The sequence below is a fragment of the Rahnella selenatireducens genome (assembly GCF_046449555.1).
Classification (GTDB): domain Bacteria; phylum Pseudomonadota; class Gammaproteobacteria; order Enterobacterales; family Enterobacteriaceae; genus Rahnella; species Rahnella selenatireducens.
Window position 1 is genome coordinate 523,583 of the sequence record NZ_JBKEZJ010000002.1, and the last position, 22,031, is coordinate 545,613.

Sequence of the window (22,031 nt, forward strand, 5' to 3'; positions counted from 1 at the left end):
AACTGGGCAAAATTCAGGTGGGACAACAAACCATAAGGTTAAAACAGTGAAGTTAATTTCTAAAACGTTAATAGCGACGGTATTGGCCTCTGTGTGCTCTATGAGTAACGCAGCCGCCCCGGATGTGGAAACTACCGTGAGTCAGGCAATAAAACCGCTGATGCAGCAGCAAGGTATCCCCGGAATGGCGGTCGCGGTGGTGGTCAGAGGAAAGCCCTACTACTTTACCTGGGGCATGGCTGATGAAGCACAAAGGCGTCCGGTAACAGAAGACACCCTCTTTGAACTGGGCTCAGTGAGTAAAACCTTCACGGGTGTATTGGGTGGCGTCGCCGTGACGAAAGGCGAGATTGCGCTTAAAGATCCGGCCAGCAAATACTGGCACGCACTTAACACGCCGCAGTGGCACGACATTACGCTGCTTCAGCTGGCGACTTACACCGCAGGTGGCCTGCCGTTGCAGGTTCCGGATGCAGTCACTGATGAGAAGGCGTTGGTTCACTTCTATCAGGAGTGGCAACCTCAATGGTCACCCGGAACCGCGCGTCAGTATGCGAACAGCAGTATCGGTCTTTTTGGGTTTTTAGCGGTAAAACCCACCGGACTTTCCTTTGAGCAAGCCATGCAACAACGCGTGTTTACGCCGCTTAAGCTCAGTCACACCTTTATTACTGTGCCGGAATCTGCCAAAAGCGCTTACGCCTGGGGTTACCGTGAGGGTAAGCCCGTTCGTGTATCACCGGGTATGTTGGATGCGGAAGCCTATGGGGTGAAATCTTCGATAAAAGATATGTCGCGCTGGATGCAGGCGAATATGGATCCGCAGGACGTGGCAGATAAGACGTTACGGCAAGCTTTGGATCTGGCACAAACGCGTTTTTATCGCACCGATGCACTCTATCAGGGGCTGGGCTGGGAAATGCTTGACTGGCCAGCTCAGGCTGAGCTGGCAGTAAACGGCGCAGATAACCAGATCGCGTTGGGCCCGCAACAGGTACGGAGTGCGCAGTCGCATCCGCGCGTGAATGCATCATGGGTTCACAAAACCGGAGCAACCGGCGGATTTGGTGCCTATGTGGCTTTTATTCCTGAAAAACAGGTAGGCATCGTTATGCTGGCGAATAAAAATTATCCCAACACTGAGCGGGTAAAAGCTGCGATGCAAATTTTAAAGGCATTGGAGTAATCAGCTATAAGACGATGCGGCACTCCCGTATGAAACCCCGTAACAAACGAGCATCTGTCTGATATAAAAAAAACCTCCGGCGCTTAACGGAGGTTTTTTATTTCTACATATTCAGGCTTTTACGCTGCATAAAACTCTCGTAGCGAAAATACATATCGCAGGACAAGTGAAACTCTTTAAGCCAGTACGCGTAAACATGCAGGAAGTGATACATCAGACAGGGCAGATAGCACAGCAGGAAATACATCACGAACGGCATGCTGATAGTAAGGCCGCCTGCAATGAAACTCAGAATGAATATCCACCCCGCCTGCGCCACCGCTAACAGTATTATCCGGACTAAAAAGGGCTTGCTGATAAACCGCCCGAAGGGCACCGGCGAGGCCGAATAGATGGTGATCTCTTTCAGGAAGATACGCCCCAGAAACAGGTAGCGTTTAGAGAGCCGCGAAAACGCCAGATTTATCGCCAGCACGACGCCGCAGAGGATCAGCATGGCAATCATCAGTCTGGCGGAAAAATAGCCCTCGCTGAAGGAAAACGCCGGGTTCGCCTGCAACGGGCTAACCGAAAGCACATTGAGCACGGTATTCAGTGCAAGGTAATAAACGGTGTACTGATAAATACTCCTGAAACTCACCGTGCTGCTCATGCCGTTCAGCAGCTGGCGGATATAAACCCGCCGCACCGTTCTGAGAACCAGAGTCATGAAAACCGGTGATATCAGGTACAGATAAATAAGGCTGAACCGGCTGGCGGGAAACCGTAAACACGCCTGCGCCATCAGCCAGAAAAAGAGAACAGAACAAACGCTGACGACCGCAGGTCTGGCGAAAAACGCCGTGATTGTTGAGCAGCTTCTGCCTTTCAGGGCATCCAGGTTAATGCGGTTAATCACATAGCTGTAGGCCCAATACGCTTTCAGTTCGTACAGCAGCGTATAGAGCGTGATCGCCAGAATCACGCTGATCACACCCGCATCATGGGAATTAAAGGAATAGGCGTTATTTTTCCAGTAGAAACCCAGCACAACGAACAGGATAACGTAGATAAACGGGATGAGCCTTTTATCCTGAAAACGGACAAATTTTGCATAATCGGGGATCATTTCACGCCACTCACTGTGCCATCAGTTTTGCAATGTACCGCCATCTCCGGCGTGAATTTTGCGAAATCATTGAGTAAATGAATCAGATAGGCTTTATTGCTGATCTCGGCAAATTGCACCGACGCCGGCTTATCCAGAAAGTGATCCATTGACGCAGTCCATTGCACAGAGTGCGTCAGATGCAAGGACAGATTCTCCCTGATGATTTCAGGATTTGTTTCGGGCAAACCGGTAACGTTCATCAGCACGTCAAACTGTGGCGGCCTGATATCTACGCCCGCCAGAAAATCGCGCATAGGCTGCACGCCGCTGTTCATCAGACGTGTATGCCACGCCCCGCTCACGCCGGGTTTGGTGCTCTCAAGCCCGACGCCGGCAACCACCTGACCGGCGTCGCGCAGCGCGGTCAGCGTACCGCCGATCACCTGTTGCTTACGGCTGTTATCGCAGCTTATTTCTGCCTCAATCTCTTTTTGCGCGAGCAGTTCAGCCAGACTCGCCCGGTCGCTGCCCTTCACCACCAGCATGCTCCCTTTATTGGCGAGGCTCAGATCGTGCATCAGCGTGGAACGGAAATGAATGACCCTGAATAAATCCTCCAGCGTGAGGGCTCCGGCGGCGTAAAGCGCGGAATATTCCCCCACGCTGTGCCCGCAGGCGCCGGAGAAGGCCGCATCGCCGTGACTTTCGCGATAAAGGATAAAAAGCATGGTGTTAATGGCCGTTACGGCAATTTGTTGCACGGGGGTCTGAACCAGCCGCGTCATCGGCCCTTTAGCACACAGGCGGCGGATATCCAGCCCGGAAATATCACTGGCGCAATCCCAGATACGACGGGTTTCGGCACTGATATCCCATAAGTCAGATCCCATTCCGATGACCGGATTCCCCTGCCCGGCAAATAATAAGACAACCGGTTTTGATGCGTTTATGTCCATCTCTCTGTCCCTGTGAATCACCTAGAGGTGATACTTAAAACCCAGATAAGTGCCGAGAGTTTCGCCGAATAAAGCAAACTCCGAATCACTCTTTCCAAATGCCGTGTACAGCCCGCCATAAAGCTCAAGCTGCGGGTTCAGCGGTTTGTTGATATTCAGGCCGACCGTCGCACTCTTGTCCTGTAAATTCATCACCGCAAAAGGCTGAACTGATGACTGGTCATCCATCAGGTAGCTGCCGTAAGCGTTGAGATAATGCTTTCCCAGCAGGTTTCCCTGGCTGGAAGCGTTGTAGATTTCAGACGCCATCAGATACTTGTAAGCGTCAAATGCCCGGTCCAGTGGCGCGTAATTCTTCCGCTGGTTGAGGAATTTGATGAGGTCCGTTTGTTTGTCCCACTGCGCGGAAGAATATCCTTCACTTTGAAAGTAATATTCGAGGCCAAACTGACTGAAGCGATCAGTGGTGTATTGCATTCCGAGCGCCAGCTCGACGCCATCGTCATCTTTTGCGCTGTAGAGGGAATCCGGAAACCGGTAGTTCTGCACTTCTTGCGCGCTTTTCTCGTCAAGATGCCGCCACTGTTGCTGAAAATGGTAGGCCAGTTCGGTGCTCAGAATGAACTGCGGCGTCACGTTCAGCGTTTGTGCCACGGCGACCGATTTTTTATCGCCCGTCATCAGGCTCACTGAGGGCGTGCTGTCACCAAACCGGTAATCCGTGTACGTCAGCAGATAGCGGTCGCTGGCATTGGAACGGGCCAGCGCATTCCAGTTTCCCGAAGATTCATAGCGCGGGCCGGGCTGCGTGAGCCTTGGCGCCGCGGTTAACGACAGCGAGTAAGCAAGCGTATCCTGCGCCAGCACCGCGCCCCAAAACGCATCGGTATAAAGCGGTTTCATCTCAGGTGAATTAATGCGCGTGGCCTTGAACCCGGCGTTGTAATTGCTGAGCAGGCTGGCCGGTGATTTCAGGTAGAAAGCGCCGCCTTTTGACCGGAGTTTACCGACGTCCAGCCGCAGGCTTTCTGTCGGCGTATAGGACAAACGAAGCTTATCGACCAGCGCACGCAGGCGATGATCGTCTTTCTCAAAAGCTCCGGGGCTTTTGTACGGATAATAGGCCAGGCCGAGCAGCGAGAAATCCACGTCCAGCTTGTCTTCAACCAGCGTGCAATCGTTACGGTAATTCATCGCTACATCATTAAACGTATTGTTTGCGGCGTACGGATTTTTCCCGTCAATCTGCCAGACCGGCGGCTGTCTGCTGACGTAAGACGCTTGCGCGTAAATCACCGTGTCGGAATTCGTCAGGCAGGCGGCGTAAAGCGGCAACGACGGCCACACGCCGCTGGCCAGTATCAGCAAGGCAGAACGTTTCAATTGCCGCCCCGCTGAATACTCTCTTTCGTGAAGCGGGAAAGCGGCAGTGATTCAAACCGGACATCGCTGTATTCCATGACCGAATAACCGCTGCCACGGCGCGGATCCGTGACTTTAATTTTGGAGGGTCTTTCCTTGCCCAGCAGCGGTGTGTAACCGAGGTACCACACTTCCTTGAGCAGCTTGTCATCAAGAGAGAAATATGCGGCTTTATAAGGGCGGTAGCTGCCTTTCTCTACCAGATAATTCACTTTCGGATAGGTGACTTCCGCTGAGCGGCGGGTGAGCATCAGCGAATAGCAGGCATTCGCGCCGCAAGGGACTTCTCCCTGCAACGTGGCGTCATAGGCAAACTCAAAATTGGTCACAATCACATCGCCATTAGAAATCTGTCCGATCAACCTTTGCTGACGTGAGATCGGCACAGGGCGGCGCAGTTCCGGCGTGTAAAACCATAAATCGTAGCCGTCGGACAACATGACTTTGCCGCGATCCCGTGGCGGAGAAACAAAGCGGGCCAGCGAACGTGCGTCGGCCTGTTCACCGTCTTTCGGTTTCAGAAAACGCATGGAGATATCCAGAACCTGCTGATTCACCGGTCCATTTTCTCCGCTCTTAAATTCATTCACGGTGACCGTGTAACGAAAGGGCTGATCGGGTGACCGGATATCGTCTGCCTGCCGGATAATGTTCAGAGCCGTGCTGGTGTCCGCCGCATGCGTGAATACCGGGAACCACGTGAGACAACTGGCGATAAGAAGAAGGCCTGATTTCATGGAAATGTCCTTATACCGCTTTAAAAGCGTCTGAAATATTCAACCGCGATGCCCGCAGTGCAGGTAAAACTGAGGCCAGCGACGATGTGAGCACCGGCAAAATCAGGGTGATCCAGATGAGTTCTGCACTGTCCGTTTTGATAAAGGCGTTGTAGCCGAGGGTCTGCCCCGGAGACGGCGGCATCGCGATACCTTTCAGGTTGATCAGGTACGCAATCATCATCCCCAGAATCAGGCTACCCGCGGCCCCAAGCGCACCGATATAAATTCCCTCAAGTAAAAACAGCCGGGTCACGTGTCCGGGGCGCAGGCCGATCGCCCGCAGCGTAGTGATTTCGCGGGTTCTTTCGACGATATTCATGGTCATCGAGTTGCTGATCATGAAGATCACAATCAGTGCGACAATCGCTTTAATGAAGAAGTAAATGCCGGTCAGCAAACCTTCAACCTGCTGATAAAAGATCGAGAGTTCTTGCCAGTTTTTCACCATCAGCGGCAAATGCCGGTCGGCAATAAACTGCGTCAGTCTGGCGCTGAATACCGGTAAATCCGCATCGTTCTTCAGCAGAATGACGAACTTACTGACGCCATTGGTATTCATGATGTGCTGCGCGGTTTGCAGGGGAATTTTCATCGCCACGTCGTCATAATCTTTAATGCCGGAGGTGAAAATACCGCGGACTTTCAGCGACAAGGCACCCTGCCCGCCCTGAGCGTTTGCCACCAGAACGTCGAGCCAGTCGGCATATTGCGCGTTCAGGGTTTTGGCCAGCCCGCTTCCCAGGATCACCTCATCCGTTTTAATGCGCGACAGATCGCTGCCGGACACCAGTTTGTCGAAAGAGCCAAGTTTCAGCGCCGGTAAAGGCTCGATCCCCAGGCCGGCAAAATAGCTCGAGGTTTCACTCTCGTAGTGCGAAATCACACCGGTGAATTCCAGCTGGCCTGAAATCGTAGAAATATAATCTTTAAGTCCGCGGTCATTCAGGATTTCATTTTTTAGCTCGTCATAATTGCCAATAATACTTTTGCTTTTATTCGAGGTTTCAAAATAGTTTTTGTCATAAATCTGAATATGACCGACGTTGGTTCTGACAGTTTGTTCTTTCAATATCCAGAAAGAATACTGAATAAAACCGCCATAGAGGAAAATGGCTAATCCACCCAAAATAATGGCGATCAGGGTAGAGAAGGAACGCCTCTTATGTCTGAATAAATTCAGGAATGCAAATTTCACATCCTGCGGTCGCCGGATCAGGCAATACAGCACAAAACCGACGATCACCAGCAGGGCGAGGTTGGTTATAATCATTCCAGTTAACATTTATTCACCTTTCATCAAAGGCACAACAATCTGAGTTATTTCACCGATGTCCCACGCGGGGCTGGCATCTGACTTCAGGGATAATAATTTTACCGCCACCGGCCCGCGATTTTTGAGTTGTGTTAAAAGCGTATTCGCGCCAACAGTATCTCCGCAACTGAGCAATGCCCTGTAACGCATGAAAAGAATATTAATCAGGATATCATTACCGAAATTAGCCCGGTTTTTTAACAGATAGTCGGTATCCGCCAGCGCTATTACGCAGCGGCCTTGTTTTGCCGGTAAATAAGCATCAATCCGGGCGCGTAAATAACGCACCTGCGGCGTATTTTCATGCGAATCAGCCGCTTCATCCAGATAAAAAAAACCTGTTTTCCCATATTCCGAAGCCAGCACATAATCATTCACTGCGGCATAATGATCGGCCATCCGCAGCGTGCCATAAGAGTAGAAAATCAGCGACGCGATATCTTTTTGCTGTTCATATTCAAGCAGCAAAGCCTGCGTAGTGGCCGATAAAGCCTCCGGCTGAACAGGAAAACCCTGTTGCAGCACGGACTCCAGAGCCGGTGTCCCGGAACGGGCGGCGGCTCCGTGAGCGGCTAAGGATAAGCAGATCGCGAGAATAACGGCGCTACTTCGAAACATCATGAACAATTTCTCCATCCTTGATTTCAATCACCCGCCGCGCACGGTCCCTGAGCTGCGCAGAATGGGTCGAGACAATAAATGTGGTGCGGGTTTCCTGATTAATTTTCATCATTAACTCGAGAATCGCCTCGCCGGTCGCCTGATCAAGATTGCCGGTGGGTTCATCCGCAACCACGACCTGCGGGTCATGAGCCAGCGCCCGGGCAATCGCCACACGTTGCTGCTGACCACCAGAAAGTTGCCCCGGCGTGCGGTTGCCCAATGCGCCAATGCCGACGCTATCAAGAGTATGCTGCGCCCGTTCCCGCGCCTCTTTGCGGCCATAACGGCCATTGAGGATCAGCGGGTAACACACGTTATCAAACGCCGAAAGCACCGGGATCAGGTTGAAAAACTGGAAGATAAATCCCAAATGACGGCCACGAAGAGTTGAGAGCTGGCCTTCATCAAGCTCGTTCAGCGATTTATCCAGAAACAGCGTCGAGCCCGACGTGGGCTTATCAATGCCGGACAAAATATTCAGCAGCGTACTCTTCCCGCTGCCGGAAGGTCCGCACAGCGCCAGAAATTCGCCGCGCGCGATTTCCAGATTGATATTTTTCAGCGCATCAACTTTGCCGTCGCCCGCGCCAAAGCTTTTACACACATCCATCAGCAATATTGCCGGCCGTTCCCTGATCGTCATCGTTTCGTCCGCTTAATTTCCCTGATACCAGGTGTCAAAATAGTGATATCCGCCAAAGTTATCCGGCACGACGCTGCGCATTTTCTCGCCCGGAGCCGCATGCTGCTGAAAATAAATCCAGCTCAGCGCAGGCGTCAGGCATCCGCTGCTACCGTAGAGTCCGGGCAGGCTGACTTTTTGCATGTCACGCTTATTTTCGAGGAACACCTCACGCCAGAGATTATTTCTTCTCAGACCTGAAAAACACATCAGATCAATATCGTTATCTGCGCCGGACAGAATATCCTTCGACGGCAAATCTTTATTCTGCGCAACATATTTTCCGGTATTAATTTCCAGAGCGCTTTCCCGCCGACTGAAAATAAAACACCCGACGCGCTCAACCGACAGGTTTATTTTTATGTCCTGTTCCTGAGCTTTCTCTTTCTTATTCACGGGCAGATCTTCTTCGGAGAACACCAGCACCGGCACCGCACGGTATGCGGCGCAGATCACCACAAAATCGAAGATATCCCAGTCCAGATAATCCTGTGCCAGACGCATCGCCTGAACCAGCGACTGTTTTTCGCCACGAATTTTGCAGCTAAAGTCTTTGACGGAAAATTTCTTGATCAGGTTTTTCGGTAATGTGTCGATCATCGCCTGATGCAGCACGCTGCTGATATTTTCAAACGACGAACTTTCGCCCCAACTGTCGGCATAAATAAACGCCGTTCGCGATTTCATCAATAACATCCGCTCTTTCGCGCTGAGATTATGTAATGCCGCTTCCGAGACTTCTTCCATCGCAACAATATAATTCGTGTAATGGGGTGTTCTGATCATCTCACTGGCGTAAATATCACTGCTCGTTCCAAAGCGTTTAAATCCCCAGCCGTTAGAACGGGTGGATTTCAGCGCGCGGTTATACATGTGAGATTCCCACACATTCAGCCAGCAAGGCGCATACATATACACCCGCCCTTCCGGCTCGGTCATGGAGAAGGAAGATAAATACATAATACTTTCCCTGTAAAATTATGAGGCGGCAGCGTTCTCAGACATCACAACACCAATGACCGAGCCATCAACGCCCAGCCCGACTTTTAAAAGATGGCGTTTGTTGTGTGTTATCTGTCCCTGATTCAGCAACACATACGGCGCGACATTTTCCCGGATCGGGCCGGTTCCCACCGGAGAGAGCAGCGTCTTCTGGCACAAAGCCTGGTGACCGATGATCAAATCCACGATCCCTGAACCGGTTGAGGTGTAGCCAATCTGCCCTTTATAGGCCAGAACCGGCACCGTGCTTTCGCCGGGGAAAGAGGCCAGCGCCAGTGCCTCGGCTTTATCGCTGGCTTCAGAACCGTTTCCGTGCGGAATAATCGCGGCCAGATCCGCACAGAGAATGTCTGCTCTCTCCAGTGCTTTGTTCATTACTTTCAACAGGTTTGCACTGAGTTGCGCCCCGTCGTTGCTCCGCCCCGCGCTGGTTTGCGTATAGACAGACGTGAGCCGGACGCCATCCGCCATCTGCCGGGCATGACGATGCCGGGCGCTTTCCAGCAGCATCGCGCAGCCACCTTCGGCAAATAACACGCCCTGACCGTTCGCACCAAAAGGCTGAACGGTGTCGCCGCCGAGCATTCCCTGGCTGGTCAGAAAACTGATGTCCTGCGTGGTAATCAGAGAGCAGTTCACGACCATCACCACGTCAACATTGCCGCTTTCGATGGCCTGAATCCCCAGATGCACCGCGGCCAGCGAGGAATTGCTGGTGCAATGCAGATTTGGCGGCAGGTGTTTCAGGTCAAACGCCGTCGCCACGTGATGCGCCAGTGTGTCCTGAGACATATTGGTGACATGTAAATTCTGCACCGAACGGGTGAGCGTGACGTCTTCAACATCGTTGTGATCATAAAAGGCCAGATAATCCGCTACATCCACCCGCGGACCTAAACCGGTCAGGTAAACCCGGACGTTTTCTCCCGTCAGGTGGTGTTTATCCAGCCCGCCGTGGGCGAGAGCCTCGACCATAAGCTCACTCACCCACGCGCCGGTGTCCTTTACCGGCGCCGGTAAACGGGCAACGCAACCGTTATTACTCAGCCCGTATTGTCTGGCCTCCTCGTCAGAAGAAAACCATCGCGCTTTACTGACACAACGGCCTTCTTTAAGCCCGTCGGCTAACCCGTCGCTGCTCTGCGCGAAGGCCAGACGTGCGCTGTAACCCGAGATGATTGCCGCGTTATTCACGCGGTTATCCTCTGATAACGAAGGCATTGAAGTTTCCACCTTCGTTCGCCCCGACCAGCAGGACATGCCTGATGGCCATTTTCAGCGGAGCTTTAACAAAGTTGATGCGATCGTCGCAGAACACCTGAGTATGCGGAATGGCGGGCACTGCCTGTTTTCTGATGCAATCCGTCAGCACCGCCAGATTGAGCAGCCCGGCGCAAGACTCCACAAATCCAAAGCTGGCGTTGTAGTTCACCACCGGCACCTGCGGATTTTGCTCGCCGAAGGCCAGACAGATCGCGCCAATTTCAATCCCGGAACTCTCTTTTGTGCCGTTACTGCTGCCGCACACCAGATCGATATCCCGCGCAGTGAGCCCCGCATCGGCTAAAGCCCGGTGGATTGCCAGCGCCATGGCGGCCGATTTTTCATCCGCGCAATCCGCATCAAAATAGCTGATGCTGTTGGATTTGCCGTAACCGGCGATTTCCGCGCAAATCTCCACGCCGCGAGCCTGAGCGGCGTCCAAATCTTCCAGCAACAACATGCAGGCACCTTCACCCGGCACAAAACCTTTCGCCTCCTTGCCGTACACCTGGTATTCGCGAGGGTCAGAGGTCATCTGGATTTTTTCGGTGACGGCATCCATATACAACGACATGGAAGGGAAACACTCGTCAGCGCCACCGACCAGTACCTGCGGTTGCAACTGCTGGCGGATGATTTCATAGCCATAGGTCAGCGCGCCCAGCGACGCGTTTTGCCCGGTCGCCAGCGTGGTGGTGTAGCCTTTGATCCCTTCGGAAATACCGCAGAACGTGGCAATGGAATTCATCAGCGAGCCGGGGAATTCGGACGTACGCACTTTGCGCGGATCGGGTTTCAGGCTTTGCAGGTATTTATAGGTCGTCTCCTGCGGCCCGCGCGACATCCCCATCACCAGACCCAGTTCGTGGCCGTCGCGTTTGATTTTATGTTTGGCGTTGTTCAGCGCTTCCGCCAGGGCAATCAGGGCAAAGGTTCCGCCACGCGTGGCTTTGCGTGAGTCAAAACGCCGCAGATGCTTACGCGGTTCCAGCGCCGTAACCTGAAAGGTTTTGAAATGGACGTTATTTTCCGGCAGAACCGCTCGCTGTAAACGGCGTGTCGCCCCCGGCAAATCATCAAACTGGTGCGTTCTGGTCAGCACATCAAGAAGCTCAACGGCTTCTGTGAGGGTATCTCCATTGAATTTTACGCCCGTCAGTTCAACGGATTTCTCAGCAGACCAGATATGCTCAAGAATTTCGTTCAGGGTATGACCGATGGCCGAGACGGCACCCATACCGCTTATCGCCACGCGCTTCGCCTCATAGGCGGTCACCGGAACCGTGCCCGGGCGCGTGCTCACAATCATGCAGCAGTTATTTCCTCCAAAAGCATAATTATTTTTCATGAAGATATTGATGTCCTTCTCCCTGAATTCATTCGGCACATAATCCAGATCGCAATTCGGACGCGGCACCGTGAAGTTCAGCGTAGGGAGAAGTTTCTTTTCCGGCAGCGTCACCAGACAGGCAATGAGTTCGACAATTCCCGCCGCGCCGATGTTGTGACCAAAGAAGGATTTGGTCGAACTGACCGGAAGATCGACCGCATCGGGAAACACTTTCTTCATCGCCATCGTTTCGATCCGGTCATTCGCTTCGGTGCCCGTGCCATGCACGTTCACGTAATCAATCTGGTCGGGCGTGACACCGGCATTTTCCATCGCCTTGAGCATGACCTGCACCGCACCGTTGGCACGCGGATCCGGGCCGGTTTCATGGTAGGCATCGCACGACGTCGCGTAAGAGAGAAGTTCGCCATAGATCGTGGCGCCGCGGGCAACGGCGTGCTCGTACTCTTCCAGCACGATGGCGCCCGCACCTTCTCCGATGGACATCCCCGACGTGCCGGAGAACGGCGTACAGGATTCGGCATGCATCACGTTGAGCGCATAGAAACCGGCGAAGGTCGGCAGATAGATCGGCTCGGTTCCGACGGCAAGCATGGTTTTACTTTTGCCATTCTGGATATAGTCAAAAGCCATGCCGATGGCGTTCGGGCTGGCGGTACATGCCGTCGCCACCAGTTCCGTTCCCCCTTTCAGCCCCAGCAATGTCGATACGCTGGAGCAGCAGGACGCAAACCCGCCGGAGTAAATGGCTTTTCTCAGCGAGAAATCCTGAATCCGCTGTTCGAACAGCGGCAGAAACGCTTCGGTTCCCGCCGAGGAAACGCCGACGATCATCCCGGTTTCTTCAAGATCCCCCGTTAATCCGGCGGCATTCAGCGCATCTTTGCTGACTTTGTAGGCCCACAGCGCGGCGTTATCCATTGCGCTGACGGTTTCAGCGTCCAGCGGAGAGTAATCGATATCTTGTAAGATCTCCGCGGCGCGCGCGTTTTCAAACCAGTGAGAAAAACGTGCGCTGTCTTGTACACCGCATTCTTTATTGAGCAGAGCCTGTCTGAAACCGGCAATATTATCCGCCAGTGAAGACAAAATCCCCATCCCTGTAATGACTACTCTTTTCCTGCTCGTTTTCATAAATAAGTCCCTCAGGTCTGATCAAGCCCGGGTGATCAGACAACGTCTCCGGTGCGGTGTGTTTAAACGAAATTACAGGGCGCTTTTCGGCTTTGAGGCATCGATATAGCTGTGTTCAGTCGGGTTAACCAGCATGCTGAAGTTATAGAAGAAGGGAACGTTACGGGTCATGGCCGCCACGGCTCCACCCTGCGTCGCAATCTCAAACCCCGGAATGTCGGAATACGCGTATTCACTGTCAATCAGTGCCAGCGCGATCAAAGACTGACATGCCGGTGAGTAGACACTTTTGACGATGACACCGACGTCGCGGCCTTCGGCGCGCACTTTGTCATCGGCGGCAATCCCTTCGCACGCGGCGAGCGGAAAAATACCGACCAGCTTGCGTTCTGCGCCCGCAGAGGAAAGGGATTCCGCGGCGAGTTTCCCGACAAAATCGTCTTTGTCATACTGAATCGCCCACTGCATTTGCAGCTCAACCGGGTTGAGCGAATAACCGCTGAACAACGCGGGCTCCCAGCACGGGTTTTCAACGCGGAGCGTATTTTGATAATTCATGCCGCCGGTCTTCAGGTCGAATGGTTCACCGCTTTCCAGCAGTTGTTCCCAGATCTGGCACAGCGCCGCTTGCCCGCCAATCAGCTGGTAAGCAAATTCACCGTGTTTGCCGCAGCGCAACACCATCAGGCCATCGTCAGTGCTCATAAATTCGTGATACGGCAGGCCGATAATGTCGAAGCCGTAAATACCGGCGAGCACTTCCCAGGCGTAAGGTCCTTCCAGCTGGATTGCGCCCCAGCCGTGCGGTTCCATATCCTGAATCACCGGTGTCTCTTCAATATCGAGATCGGCGGCATTCTCCAGAATCTGCTTCAGACGGTCGATCAGCTCAAAAGCGGACAGGTTTTCTGACAGCAGGTAATACCCTTCATCGGTACACAGCACCGAAATATCCCCGGCAATGGTGCCGTCCTGATTGAGCACCAGCGAATACATCGCCTGCTCATCACGGATTATCGAGACATCCGCTGAGGCTAAATAGTTGACCAGCGCCCACGCGTCATCGCCCATGACGCTGACGACGGACATGCTGGAATAATCCACCATCAGGATATTTTCCCTCACCGCTTTATATTCCACTTCCGGTGAGTGATAAAAAGCAGGCACGATTCGGCCGTTGAATGTGCCCATCGTGGCGTTATTTTTTTCATGTAATTCACGAAGCGAAATCATTTGAACCTCATTATTCAAAAAGGAGTTTTACTGTGGCTTTCGGTTTTTAATCACGAAAGACGCCAGATTATTTACCGTTCTCATAAAAGAGGGATCATCGCTTTCGCTGACCTGAATGCCGTATAGTTTATCCAGCAACACCAGAATTTCCGTCGCATCGACAGAATCAAGCTTCAGGCCATTACCAAACAGTGCCGTATCATCGTCAATCTGCGATTCTGTTTTCTGAATATGCAGACGCTGAATCAGCTCGGTTTTAATCTGATGTAATACGATTTTGCGCGCTTCGATATTTTCTTGAATTAAGCTCATGGGTATTGCTCCATATTATAATTGTTTCACTTCTCTGAAATTGATTATCACGCCCTGGCTGATCATCTTTTTACCGACCTGCGCCGAAACACTGTAATGCCTGAATCCGCTGGCGTCGGAGAACGTCAGCTTGCTGGTCACTTCTATCGTGTCGCCGGGACAGGCGACATCTTTGAATTTTAAATTTTGAGAAGCCAGAACGCCCTGCACCTGCGCGCGACGTGTCCGGATAATATTGCGCATGTTTTCATCATGAATTTTTGAATAAATATCACGAAGTGAATGCAGTGCTTCACCGTAGTTTTCCTGATAGATGTCACTCATATCTGTCAGAAAAGAGAAATACTCACTCGCCTGACCAAATATTTCTGAAATAATCGCACCCGGCATAATAGGATTATCAGGGAAATGCCCGGCCAAATAAGGATCATTATAGGTAATATGCTTAATCACCTTGATGTACCCGTTTTCACCATATTTAAAATCTTCAATCCGGTCGACCATAATAAGAGGCTGACGCCAGCCGCCCATTTCAAGGAAGACTTTGGAAGGAATAGCATATTTAGACATAATTCACCGCATCACCAGACCGCCATCAATAACGATGGTTTGCCCTACAATATAGCTCGCCGCTGCGGAGCTTAAATAAACCACGGTATTCGCCACTTCTTCGCATTTCCCCAGACGACGCAGAGGAATGGATGACGTTATTTCCCGCACGACGGTACGCGACACCTTTTTCACCATTTTGGATTCAATCATGCCCGGCGCAATGGCATTAACCCTCACGCCCCTGGGGGCCAGTTCGGCGGCCAGTGTGCGGGTGAACGCGAGCAACGCGCCTTTTGATGCACTGTAATTACACTGGCCCACGCTTGGGATCAGCGCGGCAATTGAGGCCACGTTGACGATCGCCGGGTTCTCAGCGGCTCTGAGCAACAGCAACAGCTCTTTGGTCAGCCTGAACACGCTCAGTAAATTAGTATCAATGACGGTGCTGAAATCTTCGAAACTCATGGCGGCAAACAAGCTGTCTTTGACGATACCCGCGTTATTGACCAGCACATCGATGTGTTTCGCTTCCTGCGCCAGCCTCTGGCACAAGCCGCTGACTGCATTTTTATCCGAAAGGTCACACTGAATGATGTTCAGTTTACTCCCCTCCGGATGCTGATTTTTCAGCGCCTCCAGAGAACGGGCATTGCTGTTATACAACGCAAATACCTGACATTGCTGGTTCAGATACCCGGCACATACCGCCAGCCCGATATCACCGCTTGCCCCAGTCACCAGGATGTTTTTTTCTGCTAAATCATTAAATTTATACACAATGTTCCCTTAATCCCTCTGGGACGAAATAACCGTTACTGCAATCGCATGTGTACGGCAATGAGAAATGCTTAACGAAATCGCATTGATTTTTTTATCTTCCATGACTTCTTTTAAATGCCCGCTGAGAACAAAATGCGGGCACCCGAACTGGTCATGTTCGATTTCTGCATCGTGAAACCGGATCCCTTCCCGGAATCCTAATCCCACCGATTTAACAACGGACTCTTTGGCGGCCCAAAATCCTGCTGCCCTTTCATAATCGGGATCGTTGCTGTTTATGCTTATCAGTTCGCGCTGAGTGAAAACTCTTTGCAGGAAATTATCGCCGCCCCGCAATATCGCCGTCTTCACGCGCTCTACTTCAACAATATCGGTTCCAACAAACATGATGACTCCTGCAATCAGAGCTGATAAGACACGGTGAAATTTACATTCAGCTTATCGGCATTTAATTCATCCGGATAAAGCAGCGGCGTGGACAAGGCAATATCGTAAGTGAGCGTATTAATATTGCCCTTGAACCCGCTGGTTGCGCCGACGAGTTTCTTCCCGGAATAAGCGCCCTGCGGATAGGTTTCGCCCCATATTTCGCCGTAATCAACGCCGGCATACCATTCGATATTCTTAATGCCGGTAATAAGATTAAATGTATTCTGGGCGTAAAAGCCTTTATCGCCATACAGCCCCTGCGTATTTTCAAAACCACGCACATTCCACCGGTCACCGAGCGTGAACTGATCCTGCAACGTCAGCTTGTCAGGCGAATACTGAACACCTGAACTTAACTCGTAATAGGCAACGAAATTTTTCACGTTGAATAGCTTCGTGTAATTCACATTCAGGTTATAGAGATGACTCTGCGCACTGACATCTCCGGATTTCATATCCGGCGTTTTCTCACCGCCTAAAAACGAAACAAACCGCTGATAAGACAATGTACTGTCGAGTAAGGCCCGGTCAAAATTTTGCTTATAGTTAATACCCAGGCGTGCGTTGGTCATATCGCGTTTTTGTAATGCCAGCTCGATATCTTCTAACTTGTAATCAACCTTTCTTTTTATTAATTCAGCACTGAGCGCAACTTTTTTATTACTGTCACGATAAACCGTTCTGTTGCCTTTCAGGCTGAGATAATCGCTGTCACCGGTGTATTTATAGTTCCAGGTTCCCAGAGCAATATTCTGTTTCGACCGGCTGCTGCTGTAAAACAGCTCATAATCCCAGTATCCCCAGGGCACGGAATAGTAAGCGCTCACGCTTTTGTACCCGCCAGTGCTCCGCTCCGTATTCGTCGTCCCCGAAAGATAAAAGGTATCGTTCATGTGCGCCAGGTTGTAGAGGTAAGCCGCGCCGCCTGCGAGCACTTTCCCGGTGGCTTCATCGCCCCAGTTGTTCATCCAGACCTTACCGTTCCAGTTTTTTGTCCGGCCTGCGTTTATGACGACATTGCTGTACCCGTTCTGGTGTCCGGGCTCGATGTTGATCTTCACTTTCAAGTTAGGAGCTTTTTGCAGGACTTCCAGCCCCTGTTCGATATCCCGAAGATTCAGGATGTCTTCAGCTTTAAAAGGCAATATTCCCGGCCTGATTGCGTCATCGCTGATAATAATATTTTCAATTCTGCCCGGCATGACAACCAGCTTTAACTGGTGCGTCGTTAAATTCTGCCCCGGCACATCGACCCGCGTGGTGACGTAGCCCGAGTTGATATAGTAATCTTGCAGACCGATGGCCAGTTGTTCAATTCCCTGTGCCCCCAGACATTTTCCCGCCACGCTTTTTTTAATTTTCCGTATCGTGGAATTGTTCAGGAAATCATTTTCGACGATCAGCGTATTAATCGTCAGGCAGTTTTTCTCTACCGGAAAATCCAGGAAATCAACCTGCTTTTTCACCTGGCTGGAGTAAACATCCTTTTTGATGATTTTATTTTCCTGCCGGTTACTCCGGTCAATATCCTGCTGTGTTTTAACCAGGCTATTTAAATCCACGGTTTCAGCGTAAGACACGGTCTGACTTAAGAGGCCCAGGGTAATAATGAGTGCAATTCTAATTTTCATAATGCCTGTCCGGAAATGAAAGCAGCCATTACGCTGCTTTCATTTTACCGTTTAATTATAAACCAAAGACTTTACCGCTATAGGTAATAGAATTCACATTCAGATTTAAACCCTGACGTCCGCCTAATACCGTGGAAGATCCCAGGCTGGAGACCGTTTTTGCCGTAATGCTGGCTTTCCCGTCGGTATAAAGTGTTCCGGTGTTATTCACTACACCTGAAGACGATACATTTAACGTATTTCCTGCAACGATATCGTTGTAGTTGTTAATTCCCACAGTACCATGAACAGAAACAGCATTATCAGAGTTGATGGTATTACGGTTGTAAAGAATTCCTTCAGTAGACACATTGACGCTGTCCACACCGTTAATCCAGCCATAGTTGGTGAAACTGTTGAATACATTCAGCACCAGCGCACCATCGGCAGAAATAATCCCTGTAGCATTATTGTCGATCATGTTGCCGCTGCTCGCCAGATTGAGGCTATTAACATCGATGGTCAAATCACCAGCAGAGTAGAGGGTTGAATAGTTGGTGTTGAGGGTCCCGGCCTTAATTTTAGAAGCGCCTGCTCCTGCCACCAGCATACTGCGGTCATTATCAATCGTGTTGGTGACTGTCAGGTTTAACGGGCCGCCTTCAGCAACAATACGGCTGCTGTTATTGTTCAGAGCGCGGGCGGTGATATCCACTCCACTCTTACCAATCATGCCGCCTTCCTGATTTGCCATGCCCAGGTAAAGACCGTAATTTGTCCCAAATCCCTTACTGTTCTGGTTATAAACCGTACCCGCCGCATTCACGGTTAACTTTTTCTTCGCAACCATCAGCGCATAGCTGTTATCGACATCTCCGCTCGAGGTCACATTGACATTTTGCCCCTGAATCACGCCGCCTTTGTTATTGACGCGGGAGGCCGTGATGTTGACATCACCGTCTTCGGAACCGATCACGCCGATATTGTTATCCAGAGCACCGGACGTCAGCTCAATATTAACGCCTGTCTTGGCACTTAAACCTGACTGGCTGTTATTCATTGAAGCTGCCTGAATCGCCACGCTTTTATCTGTGAGGATCATGCCGCCCACATTGCTGACGTTTGCAGAATTCTGGAACTGAATATCACCGTAGGATGCAATCTGCCCGCCGTTGTTGTTCAGCGTGGATGACGCGATCTGGATACCCCCTGCACCGGCAATAATACCCAGAGAGTCGCTGCTGGACGTATCCGCTGAACGGGTTGATGTGTTCGTGACAGTATTTTTAGACGCATCGATTTTGACGTGGCCGTTTGCGGAACGGATCAGGCCGTTGTTGTTATTCACCGCGCCGGTGCTCGCCATATCCACATCGCCGTACGAGTCAATCGTACCCTGGCTGTTGTTCACGCTGGTCGATTGCGTGCCGACGTAATAACCCGTGATCTGCCCGTTGTTATTATTGAGCGTGCCGGTCTTGAGACTGACGACACCGGCGGTAATACCGACAGTCTTGCCTTTGCCGGAGTTAGTCAGTGTCCCGTTATTGGTATCGATGCCCAGAACGCCCGTCGCGGCTAATTTACCGTTGGTATTATTGATAGCTCCGCTACCGATATACACGTCAGCGCTGGACATGATATTACCGGCGCGGCTGTTATCGATCTGGTTCTTGTTGGTATCAATAGAGATGCTTTTATCGCTTAAAATCTTACCTGTGACGTTGGTCAGTGCTCCGTTGGTTTTCATGTTGATCACACCGGAAGACTTGATCTGCGCGTTGCTGTTGATCAGTGCGCCGTTGGTATCAATCTGAATGCCACCCGTGCCTGCGGAAAGAACCCCGAGGTTGCGAACGCCAACACCACTTTCGGTGCTGACCAGATTAATTTTATCAGCGTACATGCCACCCAGTTTGGCAACGTCAATGCCATAGGTGTTTCTTGAACCTGTAGCTTTAACTGTGCCCGTGACCTGATTATTTACATCCACATAGTTATTACCGGCAATCACGGTGACCCCGTTGCCTGCGACGTTCATATCGCCATTAACCGTCACGGAGCGGGCCAGCAGAGCGGTTGGCGAATCGCTGGTTAATCCGTCGGTGGTGATCACACCGCCACTCACGCTGTAACCTTTTAATTCACCGTTTTGCATATCCGGCTTGCCGGTGGTGACGGTCACTTTTTCAGCATTGATAAAACCGCAACCTGAACAGGTAATACCGTTCGGGTTCGCGATAATCAGATGCGCCTTATCACCCGCGACTTCCATCATGCCGTTCAGGGCACTTTTGTTAGTGGACGTGACTTCGTTGAGGATCACTTTTGCCGTGCCTGAAGCCAGATTGTTGTTTCCCGCAATCTGTCCGGCCAGAGTGGTGTTGACTGCATTCTGGCTGTTATTGAAAATCAGCCCTTCTTTGCCGACGTTAAGTTTGTCGTAAATATTATGCGAAATGCCGTTCGCATTCGCTTCATTAATATTGATAACAGGCACACCGTTTGCCGATGTCACTGAACCGCCGGGCATGCTGATATCAGCGGCGTTCACAATAAATGGCATGGAGAGTAGAATTGACGCCGCAATTGGAGTGAATCTCGCTAACCCATTTTTAATCTGTTTGTTTTCCAATTTTCTGTTTTCCTTCATCTTAGAACTTATAGAAACAACAACGCTGCTAGTAGAATTAACAACGCAAAATAATGGCAAAGTAAAATCAATGGTAAAAAACCATTAGTTATAACCCTGTGCCACGATTATAAATAGGAGTTATTTAAAACAGGTTCAGTTTAAGAAAATCAAAAAGTAATGTTTACTCATGAGATTCACCCGATGAGTTCGTGGTATTGGCCGCAATCAGATATTTCGCCTGCGCATAGATAACGATGTTTTTTATAATAGTGGAATTCTATGCTTCAATAACATAGCGGACTGTTATGTGAATATGTCCGTCCTGTTTGAATAAGGTAAATATACTTTTCTAAATTTACAGAATCAAGTCATTTTTCGCACGTATAGACAAAGTGGAATGTCATTTAATATAAATAGATTCTTATTAAATAATTAGAAATATCCTGCGTGGTTGTGTTTATTACGCTGATTCCCCATAAAACAGAAATATGATTATCGGTATATTCTTGATTATTCCATATTCACTGGTAGAAATAAGTATAAAAAAAGGCACCCGCGGGTGCCTGAAGGCTGCCGGAGATATCAGCAGCAAGGGATATTATGCCAGTTGTGGCGCTTTGCGAGGCTCTTCTTCAGCGTCTGCACGGCCAGACCGGAAAGACCGGGTTACAGAGTAATGGTTCTGAATCGTCCGGCATTACTGGCAGTATAAATCACCGTATTCTGAATACTTCTGTGCCCGAGGTAATCCTGTATCAGCCGGGTATCACAGCCAATATCCGCCAGCGCATAGCCACAGGCGTGTCTGAGCATATGCGGATGAACGGCAACTTTAATTCCTGCATTCTGACCATATTTACGAAACAAACGGTACAATTGCTGCCGGGATAACTTCCCCCCGTGACGGGAAAGAAATAACCAATTCGAGTCAGAATCGAGATATTGCGGCCTTATTTCCAGCCATTTTCTGATAAATACCATTTCCCGATTTTGTATCGGATGCTGAACGGAGAACCCATTTTTAAGCCGGGCGATGTAGATCGTCTTTGTCGAAAACTCCACATCCTGAACCCGTAATGCGGCCAGTTCACTCACACGAAGGCCATGAATAAAGCACATCAACAACATGCACTTATCCCGATGTTCATTAACTCCTGTCGAAACAGCGCCGACGAGTCTCTCCATCTCCGTCCGCGTTAAATACTTTCTCTCACTCATTCAGTTTCTTTCCCTAGTTTATGTCAGAATATTGTCAATTCTCACGAGGACACTTGAGTTTTTCGGCGAGGATACGTTAATGAAAAAGTTATTTCTACCAGTTAATTCTTGCTCACAAAAAATCACAGAAGCAGGGTGTAACAGGCGAAGAGTATCAGCATGAATTCAGCACAAAATTCCTCGTGAGATCTAAACATAGAGTATTTGTTTCTTTTACTCAGAAAATTTTGATTTTTTAGAATGAATTTCAAAGACTGTGATCTTGCGCGATATAGATCATTCCTTTTCCCCTTGAAATTATTTGATCTCAATGAATAAAACTCTCAATTGCGACCCATATAACCGCTTTATTTGCACGCGTACTCAGAATAATCCCCGAAAATGCAGGATTTACCTTAAAAGATATCCGCTGAAAAGAGGTA

19 protein-coding genes are annotated in these 22,031 nt (G+C 50.4%); 1 reads left to right on the forward strand and 18 read right to left on the reverse strand.

The window, feature by feature from the left end:
* The first annotated feature begins 100 nt into the window (after window positions 1–100).
* Window positions 101–1,186 (forward strand): class C beta-lactamase, encoded by a 1,086-nt coding sequence (gene ampC, locus ACLBVC_RS05695; protein ID WP_410148767.1) that lies wholly within the window; start codon window positions 101–103, stop codon window positions 1,184–1,186.
* A 103-nt stretch (window positions 1,187–1,289) separates the two neighbouring features.
* Here the strand turns inward: ampC and ACLBVC_RS05700 are convergent, their stop codons facing one another.
* From ACLBVC_RS05700 to ACLBVC_RS05785, 18 genes are all read right to left on the reverse strand, one after another.
* Window positions 1,290–2,294, reverse strand: a complete 1,005-nt coding sequence (locus ACLBVC_RS05700) for a hypothetical protein (protein ID WP_410148769.1) — start codon at window positions 2,292–2,294, stop codon at window positions 1,290–1,292.
* Entirely contained in the window at window positions 2,291–3,232 is a 942-nt protein-coding gene (locus ACLBVC_RS05705; protein WP_410148771.1) for an ACP S-malonyltransferase, read from the reverse strand. Before ACLBVC_RS05705 ends, ACLBVC_RS05700 begins: the two co-directional genes overlap by 4 nt.
* 21 nt (window positions 3,233–3,253) lie before the next feature.
* Entirely contained in the window at window positions 3,254–4,615 is a 1,362-nt protein-coding gene (locus ACLBVC_RS05710) for a hypothetical protein (protein WP_410148773.1), read from the reverse strand.
* The gene (locus tag ACLBVC_RS05715) at window positions 4,612–5,391 is read right to left on the reverse strand and encodes an outer membrane lipoprotein-sorting protein (protein ID WP_410148775.1); all 780 of its coding nucleotides are present in this window, start codon (window positions 5,389–5,391) and stop codon (window positions 4,612–4,614) included. Before ACLBVC_RS05715 ends, ACLBVC_RS05710 begins: the two co-directional genes overlap by 4 nt.
* Before the next feature lie 10 nt (window positions 5,392–5,401).
* Window positions 5,402–6,715, reverse strand: a complete 1,314-nt coding sequence (locus ACLBVC_RS05720; protein ID WP_410148777.1) for an ABC transporter permease — start codon at window positions 6,713–6,715, stop codon at window positions 5,402–5,404.
* A complete protein-coding gene (locus tag ACLBVC_RS05725; protein WP_410148779.1) occupies window positions 6,716–7,366 on the reverse strand; it encodes a hypothetical protein in 651 nt (216 codons plus the stop codon).
* Window positions 7,350–8,051, reverse strand: coding sequence for an ABC transporter ATP-binding protein (locus ACLBVC_RS05730; RefSeq protein WP_410148781.1), 702 nt, complete (start codon window positions 8,049–8,051; stop codon window positions 7,350–7,352). The genes ACLBVC_RS05725 and ACLBVC_RS05730 overlap by 17 nt, the downstream gene beginning before the upstream one ends.
* 12 nt (window positions 8,052–8,063) lie before the next feature.
* A complete protein-coding gene (locus tag ACLBVC_RS05735; RefSeq protein ID WP_410148783.1) occupies window positions 8,064–9,050 on the reverse strand; it encodes an ATP-binding protein in 987 nt (328 codons plus the stop codon).
* An 18-nt stretch (window positions 9,051–9,068) separates the two neighbouring features.
* Window positions 9,069–10,286, reverse strand: a complete 1,218-nt coding sequence (locus tag ACLBVC_RS05740) for a beta-ketoacyl synthase N-terminal-like domain-containing protein (protein ID WP_410148843.1) — start codon at window positions 10,284–10,286, stop codon at window positions 9,069–9,071.
* A gap of 4 nt (window positions 10,287–10,290) precedes the next feature.
* Window positions 10,291–12,840, reverse strand: a complete 2,550-nt coding sequence (locus ACLBVC_RS05745) for a beta-ketoacyl synthase N-terminal-like domain-containing protein (RefSeq protein ID WP_410148785.1) — start codon at window positions 12,838–12,840, stop codon at window positions 10,291–10,293.
* 72 nt (window positions 12,841–12,912) lie between these two features.
* Window positions 12,913–14,073 carry an aminomethyltransferase family protein gene (locus tag ACLBVC_RS05750; protein WP_410148787.1) on the reverse strand — a complete coding sequence of 387 codons (1,161 nt, stop codon included), beginning with the start codon at window positions 14,071–14,073 and terminating at the stop codon, window positions 12,913–12,915.
* 27 nt (window positions 14,074–14,100) lie between these two features.
* Complete coding sequence (locus ACLBVC_RS05755) at window positions 14,101–14,385, reverse strand: phosphopantetheine-binding protein (RefSeq protein ID WP_410148789.1); 285 nt, start codon at window positions 14,383–14,385, stop codon at window positions 14,101–14,103.
* Window positions 14,386–14,400: 15 nt separating this feature from the next.
* Entirely contained in the window at window positions 14,401–14,955 is a 555-nt protein-coding gene (locus ACLBVC_RS05760; RefSeq protein WP_410148791.1) for a hotdog family protein, read from the reverse strand.
* A gap of 3 nt (window positions 14,956–14,958) precedes the next feature.
* Entirely contained in the window at window positions 14,959–15,714 is a 756-nt protein-coding gene (locus tag ACLBVC_RS05765) for an SDR family oxidoreductase (RefSeq protein ID WP_410148793.1), read from the reverse strand.
* A 9-nt stretch (window positions 15,715–15,723) separates the two neighbouring features.
* Entirely contained in the window at window positions 15,724–16,104 is a 381-nt protein-coding gene (acpS, locus tag ACLBVC_RS05770; protein WP_410148795.1) for a holo-ACP synthase, read from the reverse strand.
* A gap of 14 nt (window positions 16,105–16,118) precedes the next feature.
* Complete coding sequence (locus ACLBVC_RS05775) at window positions 16,119–17,777, reverse strand: ShlB/FhaC/HecB family hemolysin secretion/activation protein (protein ID WP_410148797.1); 1,659 nt, start codon at window positions 17,775–17,777, stop codon at window positions 16,119–16,121.
* 55 nt (window positions 17,778–17,832) lie between these two features.
* Window positions 17,833–20,391 (reverse strand): two-partner secretion domain-containing protein, encoded by a 2,559-nt coding sequence (locus ACLBVC_RS05780; protein WP_410148799.1) that lies wholly within the window; start codon window positions 20,389–20,391, stop codon window positions 17,833–17,835.
* Window positions 20,392–21,057: 666 nt separating this feature from the next.
* On the reverse strand, window positions 21,058–21,609 hold the full coding sequence (locus ACLBVC_RS05785; RefSeq protein ID WP_410148801.1) for a tyrosine-type DNA invertase: 552 nt from the start codon (window positions 21,607–21,609) through the stop codon (window positions 21,058–21,060).
* Window positions 21,610–22,031 lie beyond the last annotated feature (422 nt).

Bases quoted from the DNA above. Each gene is read 5' to 3' on its own strand.
- ampC (WP_410148767.1), top strand. From the start codon at position 101: ATGAGTAACGCAGCCGCCCCGGATGTGGAAACTACCGTGAGTCAGGCA.
- ACLBVC_RS05700 (WP_410148769.1), bottom strand. From the start codon at position 2,294: ATGATCCCCGATTATGCAAAATTTGTCCGTTTTCAGGATAAAAGGCTC.
- ACLBVC_RS05705 (WP_410148771.1), bottom strand. From the start codon at position 3,232: ATGGACATAAACGCATCAAAACCGGTTGTCTTATTATTTGCCGGGCAG.
- ACLBVC_RS05715 (WP_410148775.1), bottom strand. From the start codon at position 5,391: ATGAAATCAGGCCTTCTTCTTATCGCCAGTTGTCTCACGTGGTTCCCG.
- ACLBVC_RS05720 (WP_410148777.1), bottom strand. From the start codon at position 6,715: ATGTTAACTGGAATGATTATAACCAACCTCGCCCTGCTGGTGATCGTC.
- ACLBVC_RS05725 (WP_410148779.1), bottom strand. From the start codon at position 7,366: ATGATGTTTCGAAGTAGCGCCGTTATTCTCGCGATCTGCTTATCCTTA.
- ACLBVC_RS05730 (WP_410148781.1), bottom strand. From the start codon at position 8,051: ATGACGATCAGGGAACGGCCGGCAATATTGCTGATGGATGTGTGTAAA.
- ACLBVC_RS05735 (WP_410148783.1), bottom strand. From the start codon at position 9,050: ATGTATTTATCTTCCTTCTCCATGACCGAGCCGGAAGGGCGGGTGTAT.
- ACLBVC_RS05745 (WP_410148785.1), bottom strand. From the start codon at position 12,840: ATGAAAACGAGCAGGAAAAGAGTAGTCATTACAGGGATGGGGATTTTG.
- ACLBVC_RS05750 (WP_410148787.1), bottom strand. From the start codon at position 14,073: ATGATTTCGCTTCGTGAATTACATGAAAAAAATAACGCCACGATGGGC.
- ACLBVC_RS05755 (WP_410148789.1), bottom strand. From the start codon at position 14,385: ATGAGCTTAATTCAAGAAAATATCGAAGCGCGCAAAATCGTATTACAT.
- ACLBVC_RS05760 (WP_410148791.1), bottom strand. From the start codon at position 14,955: ATGTCTAAATATGCTATTCCTTCCAAAGTCTTCCTTGAAATGGGCGGC.
- acpS (WP_410148795.1), bottom strand. From the start codon at position 16,104: ATGTTTGTTGGAACCGATATTGTTGAAGTAGAGCGCGTGAAGACGGCG.
- ACLBVC_RS05775 (WP_410148797.1), bottom strand. From the start codon at position 17,777: ATGAAAATTAGAATTGCACTCATTATTACCCTGGGCCTCTTAAGTCAG.
- ACLBVC_RS05785 (WP_410148801.1), bottom strand. From the start codon at position 21,609: ATGAGTGAGAGAAAGTATTTAACGCGGACGGAGATGGAGAGACTCGTC.